13 protein-coding genes and 2 pseudogenes are annotated in these 13,451 nt (G+C 38.5%); all 15 read right to left on the reverse strand.

The genetic code is table 11. The features are described 5' to 3' along the window. Positions 1 to 72: 72 nt before the first annotated feature. The 15 genes and pseudogenes from GEZ89_RS06290 to lepA all read right to left on the reverse strand — a co-directional run bounded on the left by GEZ89_RS06290 (position 73) and on the right by lepA (position 13,420). Entirely contained in the window at positions 73 to 1,764 is a 1,692-nt protein-coding gene (locus tag GEZ89_RS06290) for a lactose-specific PTS transporter subunit EIIC (protein ID WP_049548114.1), read from the reverse strand. After that, positions 1,764 to 2,081, reverse strand: coding sequence for a PTS lactose/cellobiose transporter subunit IIA (locus GEZ89_RS06295; RefSeq protein ID WP_045763395.1), 318 nt, complete (start codon positions 2,079 to 2,081; stop codon positions 1,764 to 1,766). The genes GEZ89_RS06290 and GEZ89_RS06295 overlap by 1 nt, the downstream gene beginning before the upstream one ends. A gap of 34 nt (positions 2,082 to 2,115) precedes the next feature. After that, entirely contained in the window at positions 2,116 to 2,952 is an 837-nt protein-coding gene (locus GEZ89_RS06300; RefSeq protein WP_006147554.1) for a PRD domain-containing protein, read from the reverse strand. Positions 2,953 to 3,185: 233 nt separating this feature from the next. Continuing rightward, positions 3,186 to 4,166 (reverse strand): tagatose-bisphosphate aldolase, encoded by a 981-nt coding sequence (gene lacD / locus GEZ89_RS06305; RefSeq protein ID WP_153225381.1) that lies wholly within the window; start codon positions 4,164 to 4,166, stop codon positions 3,186 to 3,188. A gap of 1 nt (position 4,167) precedes the next feature. Beyond that, positions 4,168 to 5,097 carry a tagatose-6-phosphate kinase gene (locus tag GEZ89_RS06310; RefSeq protein WP_153225382.1) on the reverse strand — a complete coding sequence of 310 codons (930 nt, stop codon included), beginning with the start codon at positions 5,095 to 5,097 and terminating at the stop codon, positions 4,168 to 4,170. A 10-nt stretch (positions 5,098 to 5,107) separates the two neighbouring features. Next, positions 5,108 to 5,623: a galactose-6-phosphate isomerase subunit LacB gene (gene lacB, locus GEZ89_RS06315; protein WP_001216925.1), complete on the reverse strand. Its 516-nt coding sequence runs from the start codon at positions 5,621 to 5,623 to the stop codon at positions 5,108 to 5,110. Between the two features lie 148 nt (positions 5,624 to 5,771). After that, positions 5,772 to 6,197 carry a galactose-6-phosphate isomerase subunit LacA gene (gene lacA / locus GEZ89_RS06320; protein ID WP_153225383.1) on the reverse strand — a complete coding sequence of 142 codons (426 nt, stop codon included), beginning with the start codon at positions 6,195 to 6,197 and terminating at the stop codon, positions 5,772 to 5,774. Between the two features lie 259 nt (positions 6,198 to 6,456). Then, positions 6,457 to 7,350: an aldose 1-epimerase family protein gene (locus GEZ89_RS06325; RefSeq protein WP_194251839.1), complete on the reverse strand. Its 894-nt coding sequence runs from the start codon at positions 7,348 to 7,350 to the stop codon at positions 6,457 to 6,459. A gap of 103 nt (positions 7,351 to 7,453) precedes the next feature. Further along, positions 7,454 to 8,929 (reverse strand): PTS galactitol transporter subunit IIC, encoded by a 1,476-nt coding sequence (locus GEZ89_RS06330; RefSeq protein ID WP_045763399.1) that lies wholly within the window; start codon positions 8,927 to 8,929, stop codon positions 7,454 to 7,456. Between the two features lie 44 nt (positions 8,930 to 8,973). After that, on the reverse strand, positions 8,974 to 9,279 hold the full coding sequence (locus GEZ89_RS06335; protein WP_000590576.1) for a PTS sugar transporter subunit IIB: 306 nt from the start codon (positions 9,277 to 9,279) through the stop codon (positions 8,974 to 8,976). Between the two features lie 39 nt (positions 9,280 to 9,318). Further along, a complete protein-coding gene (locus GEZ89_RS06340) occupies positions 9,319 to 9,795 on the reverse strand; it encodes a PTS sugar transporter subunit IIA (protein WP_000521965.1) in 477 nt (158 codons plus the stop codon). A 201-nt stretch (positions 9,796 to 9,996) separates the two neighbouring features. Continuing rightward, positions 9,997 to 10,452: pseudogene (locus GEZ89_RS09720) on the reverse strand (hypothetical protein); the annotation flags it as partial. A 213-nt stretch (positions 10,453 to 10,665) separates the two neighbouring features. Continuing rightward, positions 10,666 to 10,863 (reverse strand): hypothetical protein, encoded by a 198-nt coding sequence (locus tag GEZ89_RS06345; protein WP_075230276.1) that lies wholly within the window; start codon positions 10,861 to 10,863, stop codon positions 10,666 to 10,668. A 204-nt stretch (positions 10,864 to 11,067) separates the two neighbouring features. After that, positions 11,068 to 11,298: pseudogene (locus GEZ89_RS09725) on the reverse strand (transposase); the annotation flags it as partial. Positions 11,299 to 11,596: 298 nt separating this feature from the next. After that, positions 11,597 to 13,420 (reverse strand): translation elongation factor 4, encoded by a 1,824-nt coding sequence (gene lepA / locus GEZ89_RS06355; protein WP_153225385.1) that lies wholly within the window; start codon positions 13,418 to 13,420, stop codon positions 11,597 to 11,599. Positions 13,421 to 13,451 lie beyond the last annotated feature (31 nt).

Consider the following 13,451-nt stretch of genomic DNA (forward strand, 5'->3'; position numbering starts at 1 on the left):
TTAATAAGGCGATTAGGAAATTCGCCATAGCGATTTCCGTAACGATAGGAGACTATTTCAGAGTCCCTATCGTTAATCGAATTGAGCTTGAACAAAGGCTAGAGCACCTTGTCCATCGCGTGTCAATTTAATGTACTGTGCACCTTCTGTCTTAGCAAGTTTGATACCTAATTTATCAGTTTCAGCTTTCATATCCTCAAAGTTTGAAGCAACTTGTGGTGCTAAGATAACCAAATCAAACTCTGGTAGCATCTCACGGTGAGCTCCATAGCCACCAGCGGCTGCCTTAACAGGAACATTGTATTCTGCTGCTGCTTTGTTCAAGGCGTTGGCAAGAAGACCACTTGTTCCTCCACCTGCACAGAGAACGAGTACGTTGGTTTCTTCAGTGATTGTATTTTGTGCTGATTCTACTCCAGCTTTTTCAAGGATAGCATCAGCTTTAGCAGTGTTGAAGTTTGCTGCAACTTTTTCTTTTAATTCATCATTAGCTTTGCCTGAACGTTCTTCTTCAAGAATTTGTTCGTCATAAACCTTGAGGAATGGATAGTAGATAACAATATCTACTACGATTAACAATGCTGCAAGAGCAAATGACAAGAACTGGAAGTTTGTACCAAGGACAATCCCCAAAGGTCCAGGAGTAACCCATGGAAGGTTGGCAGTAAATGAGTTCATGCCGAGAGTTTCGATAAAGAATTTGAAAATCCAAACGTTTGCAATTGGAGCAAAGATAAATGGAATAAAGAAGATTGGGTTCAAAACAAGTGGTGCACCAAACAGGATTGGTTCGTTTACACCGAAGAATGTAGGAACTACTGAAGCGCGTCCGATGGCACGGTTACGCTTAGACTTACACAACCACATAAACATGAATGGAACTACAAGAGTTGCTCCTGTACCACCCATAGTGACGATAAACATTTGTGTACCAGATGTAAGGATCTTATCAGCGTGCATACCTTGTTGAAGAAGGTTCAAGTTGACTTCGGCATTTGCATAAGTGATCGCTGCAATGGCAGGTTCAACGATAGATGGGCCGTGAATACCGACAAACCAGAAGAAGGCAAAAGCACCAAAGATAATGGTAATACCAAGATAACCGTCTGCTGCTGAGAATAATGGGGCAAAGAATTTACCAATTGATTCTGCAACGCTTGCACCAACAAATTGACGAGCGAGCAAGTCAAGAGCATAAAGAGAAACAACTGAAAGCGTAAACGGAATAACGTCTTTAAAGACTTGTGAGATATTCGGTGGAACTTCGTCAGGCATGCGAATAGTAACGTTGTTCTTCACACAAACCTTATAGATAGCTACAGTTACAAAAGCTGCCAGGAAGGCTGAAAGCAACCCTTTTGTACCAAGGAAACCAGTTGCAAAGCCACCTTCAATTGGATCAGCTGCCAACATCAATAATCCAACAATAGCCGCCAATAGCGTTGACATATAGTTGATTTGGTTGGTTTTTTCCATGCTACGGTTAACAGAGTCTGTTAATGATTTAGCAGTCGTACCAGCTAGCAAGACTGCTAGAATTCCCATAGAGTAGCTGTAAGGTTTCATCAAAAGTGCTACTACTTCATCAGACCATTTAAAGCCCCAAGAGTTTGGAACAAAAGCAATCAAGATAAAAATACTTGAGAATAGAATGACTGGCATTCCTGCGATAAATCCATCCCGAATAGCACGAAGATAGATATTTCGAGATAGTTTTTCAAAGAAAGGCTTCCCTTTCTCGATATAGGCAATTAACTTATTCATTATTTAGCTCCTCTTTTATAAAGTTCGATTAAATGGTGCATCAAATCTTTTAGCAAGATTGTTGTCATCAGGTGATCTTGACCATGCATCATGGTCACGCTATAAGCCAAATCGTCACCAGCAGCTTCCTTGGTTAAAAGACTAGTTTGCGCGTGGTGTGCTTCAGCGATACAGCTACCAGCTTCCTCAACTAGGCTATCCGCTTTCGCGAAATCACCAGCTTCAGCAGCCTTCAAAGCTTCCAATAATTTTGAACGAGCATCACCTGCATAGGCAACAATCTCAAAACCTAACAATGTTACTTCTTCTCTATTCATGATAGATTTCTCCTTATATAATTTTTAGTAAATGTTATGACAATAAACGTTGGATGTGTAGAACAAGATAAACTCGTTCACTCTTGTAGAGGTCAAGACTAGTTTCCTGAGCAATGACCTCATAAATTTTACTACCAATCTCGAATGCTTCTGGATAGGTATTCTTTATATGTTCTTCCATATCGAGCAAGGATTGATTATCATCGCGACTACGATCCAGATAATCCAAAAAATAATTTAGATGAATCATAAAGCGGTCGTAAAAATTATTATTTTCAGGTGTTCGCTGGATTTTATAACTCTTCAAAACGCTTTCGACCCTCTTTAAAATTTCCTTTCTCTTATCAATTGACTCAACAACTTCGACTTCATTCTCACCTTCGGCATTTATGAAATGATAAGCGATACGAATGATTTCGTCTTCAGGAAAATTTTCTGTCAGTTTTTGACGATAAATTTCAAAAGCTTCTTGTGCAATTTGAAAAGCGATAGGATATTTGGCAGAAATGTCAGGTAAGTTACTATCCTTATAGCGTCCTTGGCTAATAGCCTGATAAGAACAATAGATATGGTCTGTCAGAGTGACGTATAAATACTCTTGGACAGGATATTGATATTTTTTAGAAAGATTATCAATAATCTCATAAGTGACCGTAATAAAATCAAGCGGTACATCCTTGAGAAGAGCCATAAAGTTTTCTCGCGACTCTTCTGTTTTCATCCGAAAAACTTTTTCAACCTGATCCTCAGAAATCAAATCTCCCTTCTTCTTACCGAATGAAATACCCTTACCAATTACGATCAACTCCTCTCCCTTGCTATTTCGCACGAGAGAAACATTGTTATTCATTGGATTTAATATCCGATACATGGCAACCTCCTTGCCCTATTATTTAAGTTTTGTGAGCATAAAAAATGACCACAAATGAGTTCAGAAAATATACCTCTGAGTCATCTGTGATCATGCCTAATATTACTTAGTAACACTCACTTTGTATTAACTTGTAACTTAAGTATAGCACAAGATTTTTATTTTGTAAACCTTTACATACAACTTTTTTAAAAGTTTTTTAGCTAGGTTTTAGGACATAAAAGGGGGGAAATTTAGACACGTTCAGTCCAAGAAGTAGCTGTTGTTTGAAGAACCTTATTAAGTTCATCGATGTTTTCAAATCCAGTTGTACGAAGCCATTCGCGAGCTGCTACTTCACCGTCTTTGATGTAAGCTTCAACTGATCCAGCCCATGTTGCACGTCCACAAAGAACACCATTGAAGTTTGCGCCTGATTCGTGGGCAAAGACAAGAGTTTCTTGGAAGAGTTTAGCTGATACACCTGCACTCAAGTAGATGTAAGGAAGGTTAGTAGCTTCGTCTTGGGCTTTGAAGAAGGCTGCAGCTTCTTCACGTGTATGAACGATTTCACCATCGCCAAATCCTTCAACGTATTTCACGTTAACTGGAACTTCTACTTTCAAGACATCGATGTTGAAGCGTGGGTCTGAGAAGACCTTCATAGCACCGATAACCTTGTGTGGTTTTACTTTTGCGTATTCTGCAGAACCTGCGTCAGCAATCTTTTCATCGTAGGCAAGGATTTCAAGGAAGAATGGAATGTCTTCAGCCACACACTCAGAACCAATACGTTCAATGTAGGCTTGTTTTTGTTGGTTGAGCTCATCAGAGCTATCTACATCATAGTAAAGCAAGAACTTAACAGCATCTGCACCTTGTTCTTTGATGCGTTTTGCAGACCAAACATCCAAGCAGTCTGGCAAACGTTTTGTGCTTGTTGTGTCGTAACCTGTTTTTTCATAAGCAAGGAGAAGACCAGCTTTTTCATCAAGAGCTTTTGTAGCAGGAAGACCATATTCAGGGTCAAGGAGCATTGATGAAGCGTATTTAGTCAATTCATCTGCTACCAATACTTTAAGTTCTTCCATTTGAGCTACCGTTGGCTCTTCTGTCTGGTATTGAGCCATGAGGCGTTTCAAAGCACCACGTTGGTCAAAAGCAAGAGCTGAGATGATACCATTCTCATCAGAGAGTTTTTCCAAACATGCACGTTTATTTTCTGTTAAAACCATTTTATACCTCTTTCACTACTAGTTGGTCATATAGGCCTTGATAGTTAGCCATATTGACATGACCGGTCATTTTTTCTTGAGCATTTAGCATACCAAGGACATTCGCCTTGGTCAGTAATTCTTGATCAGATTCTTTATGGAACAATCCTGATGCAATACCTGCAACGGTTGAATCACCTGACCCAACTGGGTTTACAACTTGGATTTTTGGAATATCTACTTTATAGAAAGTATCCCCGTGTTTTGCAAAGGCACCATTAGCACCTAAGGAAACGATGATCCACTCAATTCCTTCAAATAGGGGTTCTTGTAGAACTTCTTTTAATTCATCCAAGTCTTTAGAAATTTCTCTACCCAAAAGTTGAGACAATTCTTCATTATTTGGTTTGATGACTGTTGGTTTATGTGGAGATTCAAGAACCGCCTGAAGTGCAGCTCCTGAACAGTCCAAGACAACAGGTTTACCAGCTTGGTTAGCAAGTTCAACTAGACTAGCATAATAGTCAACAGGAAGTCCTGCTGGTAGACTACCTGAAATAGCTACTACCTCTACAGTCTCTAAAAGTTTCTTGAAATGAGCCAAGAAATCTTGACCTTCTTGTTCTTGAACTTTAGGACCTTTTTCTAGGATTTCTGTTTGGTTTTCTCCATGTAGAATTGCGATACAGTTACGAGTTTCTCCTTGGATAGAGAAGAAACGTTTAGAAACTTGATCATCAATATTTTCTACTAAAAAATCACCTAGTTTACCACCAACAAGTCCAGTTGCGACTACAGAATCACCAAATTCTGATAGAACTCGTGTAACATTGAGACCTTTACCACCCGCTGTTTTTGTAACATCGACAACACGGTTGACAGTATCAATTTTCAATTCATCCAAAGGATAGGAAATATCAATGGATGGGTTCATTGTGACTGTTAAAATCATGAGTCACCTCTTAGTCGTGGTATTCACCGCGATCCCATTTTTCAAGGAACTCTGTAAAGAAGTTGGCATCTGTTTGATGATCGTTATGAGTTTCAACGTGTTGGATTTTAGCGATCAATTTTTTATTTTCTTCAGATGGTTTGTATTCAGCGTTGATGAAAGCTTCAATGATATCGCACATAAGCAATTCACCAGTGATTTTACCACCAAATCCGATAACGTTGGCATTCAATTGTTCTTTAGCGTAAAGAGCTGTTGTCATATCACGAACCAAAGCAGAACGAACACCTGGAACTTTGTTAACAGCGTTATTGATACCTACACCAGTACCACAGATACATACACCAAGATCAGCTTGGCCACTAACTACTGCTTCACCAACTTTTTTACCAAAGATTGGGTAGTGAGTACGAGCGTGGTCATAAGTACCAAAGTCGATGACTTCATGTCCTTTTGATTTCAAAAATTCTGAAACCGCCATTTTTTCATTTGTTACGATGTGGTCACATCCAATTGCAATTCTCATTAGTTATTCCCTCCGATTAATTATATAAATCTAATATCATTTATCCTTACTCAAGAAAAATCAAGATTAGCTTAGGAAGCGAGCTGCGAGCATAACTGAGGTTAGCTAAAGTGAGCTGACGACAGATTATCTTGATTTTTGAAGAGTATTAGCACATTTTGTTCAACATGTCGACACGAATCTGGTGACGACCACCGTCATACTTGCCATTTACAAAGCCTTTAGCGATGTTTTTAGCCAATTCGTCACCAACAAGTTGAGCACCCATAGTAATCATACGTGAGTTGTTGTGACCACGAGTCATATAAGCTGAACGTTCGTCAGATACTTCTGCAGCAACCATTCCTTTGATTTTGGTTGCAACCATAAATGGACCTGCACCATAAGCGTCAATGACAATACCAAGGTTTTGTTCTTCTTTTTTAACTTCTTCAGCAACTGCAAGAGTTACATCAACGAAGTCTTGACCTTCAGCTGTAACATCCATAACGTGGAAGTTTTCTTTTTCCAAGAAATCTTTAACGACTTCTTTCAATCTCAAACCTGCAGCATCTGCACCAATAACAATAGACATATTGTATACTCCTTTTTTATAATAGACCAGTAAAATTATTTTGGTTCTGGAAAGAAAATGACCATCACCAAATAGTTACTAGTAGTTTTTGTTGACAATTTTAGATTAAGAATGAATCATCTATTCACTCTTAGTAACTTCTCCTTGGAGAAATTGGAAGAATAACTTGTCAAAACAAACACAAATTGTTCTTTATAAACATAATATACTACTATTATTTAAAAAAGTCAACAGTTTATGTTTGTTTTTTGTTTGTTTTTTAGAAAATTTCTATATCAAAACCAATTTGATCACTTTGACCTGGATTTAAGATTCGAACATTTTTCTTATCTTCTAGATGATCGCCCTCTTCGAGTGATGTTGATAAACCTGACCAAGGTTCAAGAGCAAGGAAAGGACCTTTATTCAGAGTTGACCACACGATGAGGTTTGGAAACTCTTTAAAATCTAGTTTCAATCCCTTATCATGCTTGCGTGATCGTAAGGAAACAGAGCGAGAGACTAACTCATCTAAAGTCACAGCATCATAGCTAAAGAAATCATAGTTTAGATCTAATTCTTTTTGGTCTTTTAACCAGCTACTTCTATCTTGAAAATCTAACATCCCTGTTTCTGGAAATGTTTTAGGAACTGTACAAGTTTCAGATTTTTCAAATTCAAGATAGTAATCTTCATAGGCTTCATCATCAAATAAAGGACAGTTAAAGCCTGGATGTCCACCAATAAAATATGGCATTTTCTTATTTGTTTCCTTATTGGTAACTTGATACTGTGTTCGAATAGTCTTTCCAGTAACAGTATAAGTTATTTCTAGACGAAAATGATAGGGATAATTCTCATACATTTCTTGGTCATCTTCGATAGCAAAGGTGACAGCATTCTCTGTTTGTTCTACTAATTCAAATTCTTTTTTTCGAACCAATCCATGACGTGGAATTTTACCTGTTACTTGACTACCATCTGCTTGATGATATAAGACAGTATCATTTCTAACGGATCCACAGATTGGAAATAAAACAGGTGCTTGTCCACTCCAGTAAGTTGGATCTCCCTGCCACAAATACTCAATACCATCTTTGTCTTTTATTGAAGAAAGTGCACCACCAAAAGTTTGAAACTGTACACTTAGCTGTTCTGTTTTTAATTCAATCATTAGAATTACCTCCATTTATTTAAGGCCTAAAAAAACTAGGCTGTCGACTCCAGATTTGGAAACTGACAACCTAGTTTTTACAATTTACATTTTTAGGAGCGAATTATTTTGCGTTTGCTGCGTATTCTTCATTACGTTTGATCATTTGTTTTCTGTACCATGCAAAGATACCAACGTAGAATACTAGGAATACTAATGCGCCAAGGATAGCTTTGATATCACCAGTTGTAGCGTTACCAATTGCCCAACCAAATAGTTTTTCGATTGGTCCTTCAAGAGTTGAGTGAGTAATCAATTGAGTTTGGCTTACACCTTCTGGGAATGCACCTACACCTTTAGCAAGTTCTGTTGCGAATGGTGCGATAAGTGTACCTGAAAGAAGGAAGAGTGGCAACAAGAGTGTTCCGAAGATAATCATACGGAGCAATTTACCACGAGTAACTACCAAGAGAGCTGGAGTTACACCCATTGCGATGATACCAGCAAGTGGCAAGATACCATTTCCGACATTTGAAAGAAGCACTGCTTCAACCAACATGATTGGTGCAAGTACGTTGGCACAAGCCCAGATTTCAGCACGACCAGCGATAAATGGCCAGTCAAGACCAATGTTGAATTTACGCCCTTGAAGACGTTTAGTAGCAACGTTTGTAATACCTTGTGAAAGTGGTTCTACGGCTGCGATAAACCATGAACCGATCAATGAGAAGAGCTCCAAGCAGACACCGGCAGTCAAACCAAGTGACAACCAACCTTTAATAACAAGTTCCCATTTATCAGCACCTTCAACACCAGGAACTGGATGTGGAGTTCCCATCAAACCGATAACGATACCAAGGATGAAACCGATGAAGAATTTAGATCCCCAGAAACCGATTCGTTTATTCAATTTAGCAGCGTCAAAGTCGTATTTATCAAGACCTGGGAAGAGTTTATCAAAAATCTTATCCAAAACCATGATAACTGGGTTCATCATGTAGTTCATGTGAGTTGAAGTCATTGGTGATGAACTTGGTGCGTTAAGAAGGTCATCAAATGTTGGTTTCATCAAGTCAGAGTTGATGATTTTAAGAACCCCAACAAGAACAACTGCTGCAGTCGCGATGAAGAGTGAAACTCCTTGGCTAACTCCATTGTTGTCAGCGTACCATTTGATCAAAAGACCTGTGATAGACAAGTGCCAGATATCAAAGATATCGACGTCAAGTGTATCAGTTTTCTTCATTGCAAGCATGACAATGTTGACGATCAACATCACAAGCAAGAAGTAAAGTGTCCAAGCTGAACCCCAAGTGATTGTAGCAAGTGGTGCCCAACCAACGTCGGTAATATTCAATTGAATACCAGTGTTTTCAACGAATTTTGCAAGAGACGCTGAGAAAGCACCATTTAACATACCGATGATAGCACCGATACCAGTAAGAGCGATGGCAAGTTTGATACCACCTTCAAGCGCTTTGGAGAATTTCACTCCAAAAAGTAGAGCCAATAATGTCAAAATGATCAGCATGATGATCGGTCCACCCATTTCCAAGATAGGTTTGAACAGCTTATTGGCTAGTTCGATAATGATATCCATAATTTTCCTCCCTTTATTTTTATGGAATATTTACAAATTAATAATTAGCTTAGACCATGTTCTTTGATAGCTGCTTCAATATTGTCATAAACTGGAGCGCTCATAGCTGGAATACGGAACAAGATTGGTCCTGCTTCAACAACTGGAATACCTGGTTCAAAACCTAAATCAGTAGCAGCGATTGGTGTGAAGATATCATAACCTTTAATCAAGTCTTCATTGACATCTTTTACCATAACGGCATCACATTGAACATCGTACCCACGGTTAGAAAGTTCTTCTTCAAGAGCACTTTTAATTTGGTGGCTTGAGTTAACACCTGCACCACAAGCAGCAAGAATTTTAATCATTTGGATTTCCTCCGTTTTTATATAAAAATTATTAACAAATTAAGCAGTCGCTTCTGAGATATATTGGAACAAGGCTTCAGGTTCCGTAATCTTAGACAGCGCTTCAAGATGACCATTGCCTGTAAAGAAGTCCATCAACTGTGCAAGAATATTTGTTTGACTTGAACTTGAATTGTTGATTATAAAGAAGAGTAATGATACTTCTACTTCCTTATCAGGTGCAATCATATTGTGGAACGTTACTGGTTTTTCCAGACGAACCACGACAACATTTTCAGTTAGATTATGAATTGTATCAGTATGAGGGATAGCTACGTTAGGCAAATCCTTCCCTAAAAACTCCATATCCAAACCAGTTGGGAACGATTTTTCACGTTCAATCAAGGCCGATCGATAGGTCTCTGTAACAACTTTCTTTTCTTCCAATAGGGTTGCAACTTGATCGAAAAGTTGCTCTTGATTATCTGCTTCTAAGCAAAAGACTAGGTCTTTGTCAAAGAAATGATCTAATCCCATGACCTTCTCCCTTCATATTTAACTTTTATGGTATAAGTATAACACTATATGAAACCGTTGTCAATATTTTTTTGTTGTATTTTGTTTGATTTTTATTTTTTTTGTTTACGAATTAAACATTTAATCATTTCAAACATATTTTTTATAATTTCCTAATAAGTATAATAAAAAAAAACAGGAATGACTCCTGTTTTCACGATGTTAACTCTTTTTATTGGTCCAACTTTCTTCCACCATTGGAAGGAGATTTTTTAATACCTCTGGAGCACCTTCAAGAGAAACATATCTAAACTTACCATCATCTGATTTAAATACCCAGATAATTAGATATTTCCCATTCTTAGCAATACAGTTTACTACATAGGCCTCATAGCCACCGATAGTTGATTTTGACCCCCATACCTTGGAAAATTCTTGACTTTTCTGTTTAGATTCATAAATGCTAGTTAAAATTTGAACAGTTTCAAGCGCAGCGTACTCACTTTCACTAATACCAAACTGCTAAGGTTTAAAGGTATTGAGAGTTACAATATTGACATCCGTCCCATCACAGTACTGAATGTCACCTCCACCTTCAATTTCTTTGAAATGAACCCATGATTTAGGAATTTTCACATAGCCATAATCATCTGAACCTACTATTTGAGTTTCTTCTGTCTGGCTAGATAAGAAAGGCGATGATTAAGTGCCACTGGTCCGGACGTGGTTCGCAACCACGTAAAAAAAGCCTCAGCATTCGTACTGCTGGTGCTTTTCCATTGCTCATGGCTTAGAAAACTATCACTTTTTCGCAGAATCCGTATAACACATTTACGGAGCAGGTGCAAGAAAATGCGTTTTTCGAGAGGTTCTGACTAAAAATACGTCTATTTATTTTTTATTGTTTTTTATTGTAGAGCAGACCCAACCGAATGAACATAGGTTGTAGAAAGCAAATGAAAAAACTGCAAGGATGATAGCTCCTGTATCTAAATAACCTCTTTCAAGACCGTTTTTCAACAACAACAAGCCTGTAGTTTCGACAACGATCAAACATAAAAATATATAAAAAATTTTCGCATTAAGCATATTGTTACCGCTTTCTTTTTATTTAGTTTTATTGTATAATAAAAGTTGAAAAAAATCAAAAAAACATAACCACCCATCTAACGGGTGGTTTGCACTAGGGCTATAAGTCCACATTACCAGCCAGCGCCTAAAGACGCTGGTTTTCACCTTGTTCAAGTCTCATCGCTCTTGACTCGTCACTTGCCTCTTAAAAAGGCATAAGTATTACTTACCACTATCCCTAAAGGGATCCTCATATTCTTTTACACTCAATTTATCTAGTGATAGATCATGCTTTACTTATTTTCAAATTTTCATACTCGTTTAGAAATCATCCACTGGATAATTTCTTTAATCTTGGATATATTTCCTTATTGTGGCTTCATTAAGCCCTACTGTACTCACATAATAACCTTCCGCCCAGAAATGTCGATTCCAAAACTTGTATAGTTGATTGAAATAATATATGAACAAAGAGATTAGGAAAGTCAAATCAATTTCTAAAAATGTTTTAGAATCTGTAGTGTACTATCCCAAGTTCAATCTGCTATACTTGAGGTTGGCGCGTTTGTCAAACATTAAGAAAAGAGGCTGGGCAAAAAATCTTTAAAATCAGAAAAACGCATAATATCAGATGTTGAAAACCTTGATACTATGCGTTATATTTTTTCATTTTCGGAGAAAATTGACTTTTTACCCAGCCTCTTAAAAAATCATTATTTTATATTTATCTTATTTTTTCTTGAGATCTCAACTATTCTTCATCCATGCTCAATACGCTGAGGAAGGCTTCTTGTGGTACTTCTACAGAACCGATGGCTTTCATGCGTTTCTTACCAGCTTTTTGTTTTTCAAGGAGTTTGCGTTTACGAGAAACGTCACCACCGTAACACTTAGCAAGTACGTTCTTACGAAGAGCCTTGATATCAGTACGAGCCACAATCTTGTGCCCAATAGCTGCTTGAATCGGCACTTCAAATTGTTGACGAGGGATGATTTTCTTGAGCTTATCAACAATGAGTTTCCCACGTTCATAAGCAAAGTCTTTGTGAACAATAAAGCTAAGAGCATCCACCTTATCACCATTAAGAAGGATATCCATTTTCACCAGCTTAGATGGACGATACTCTGACAACTCGTAGTCAAAACTTGCATAACCACGTGTTGAAGATTTGAGCTTATCAAAGAAGTCAAAGACGATTTCAGCAAGTGGAATTTGATAGATAACATTGACTCGGTTATCATCAATATAGTCCATAGTTACAAAATCACCACGTTTGCGCTGAGCTAATTCCATGACTGCTCCCACGAACTCCTGTGGTACCATGATTTGCGCCTTAACATAAGGCTCTTCAATGGTCGCAATCTTAGTTGGGTCTGGGAACTCAGATGGGTTAGAGACGTCCATCGACTCACCATCGGTCAAATTAACTTTGTAAATAACAGACGGAGCTGTCATAATGAGGTCAATGTTAAACTCACGTTCCAAACGTTCTTGGATAACATCCATATGAAGAAGACCAAGGAAACCACAACGGAAACCAAATCCAAGAGCCTGGGATGTTTCTGGTTCAAACTGCAAGCTAGCATCATTTAGTTGCAATTTTTCAAGGGCTTCACGAAGGTCGTTGTATTTATTTGACTCGATTGGATAGAGACCTGCGAAAACCATCGGATTCATCTGCTTGTATCCTGAAAGTGGTTCGGTCGCTGGATTTGTCGCCAAGGTAACGGTATCACCCACACGTGTGTCCTGAACAGTCTTGATAGAAGCCGCGATATAACCAACGTCACCCGTCGCAAGGAAATCACGCCCAACTGCTTTAGGTGTGAAAATTCCGACTTCAGTTACATCGAAGGTTTTACCATTGCTCATGAGCTGAATCTTATCACCAGGTTTGACTACTCCATCCATGACACGAACTTGGAGGATAACACCACGATAGGCATCATAAACTGAGTCAAAAATCAAAGCTTTCCATGGTGCTGACACGTCACCAGTTGGGGCTGGTACTTTTTCGACAATTTGCTCGAGAATTTCTTCGATACCGATGCCCGCCTTGGCTGAAGCCAGTACTGCTTCGCTAGCGTCTAGACCAATGACATCTTCAATTTCTGTACGCACGCGCTCTGGATCTGCTGCTGGTAGGTCAATTTTATTGATAACTGGAAGGATTTCCAAATCATTATCTAAGGCAAGGTAAACGTTTGCTAGAGTTTGAGCCTCAATCCCTTGGGCAGCATCAACGACCAAAATAGCACCTTCACAGGCAGCTAGGGAACGTGAAACCTCATAGGTAAAGTCCACGTGTCCAGGTGTGTCAATCAAGTGGAAGATATAAGTCTCACCATCTTTAGCCGTATAATTAAGCTCGATAGCATTAAGCTTGATAGTAATTCCACGCTCACGCTCTAAATCCATACTATCAAGAAGTTGGGCCTGCATTTCACGACTGGAAACTGTCTCTGTCTTTTCCAAAATGCGGTCTGCTAGAGTCGACTTTCCGTGGTCAATATGGGCGATAATAGAGAAGTTACGAATCTTCTCCTGTCGTTTTTTCAATTCTTCTAAGTTCATCATTCTCTTCCTTTCAGGGTATCTATTAATT

The sequence above is a fragment of the Streptococcus mitis genome (assembly GCF_009496285.1).
Lineage (GTDB): Bacteria > Bacillota > Bacilli > Lactobacillales > Streptococcaceae > Streptococcus > Streptococcus mitis_BP.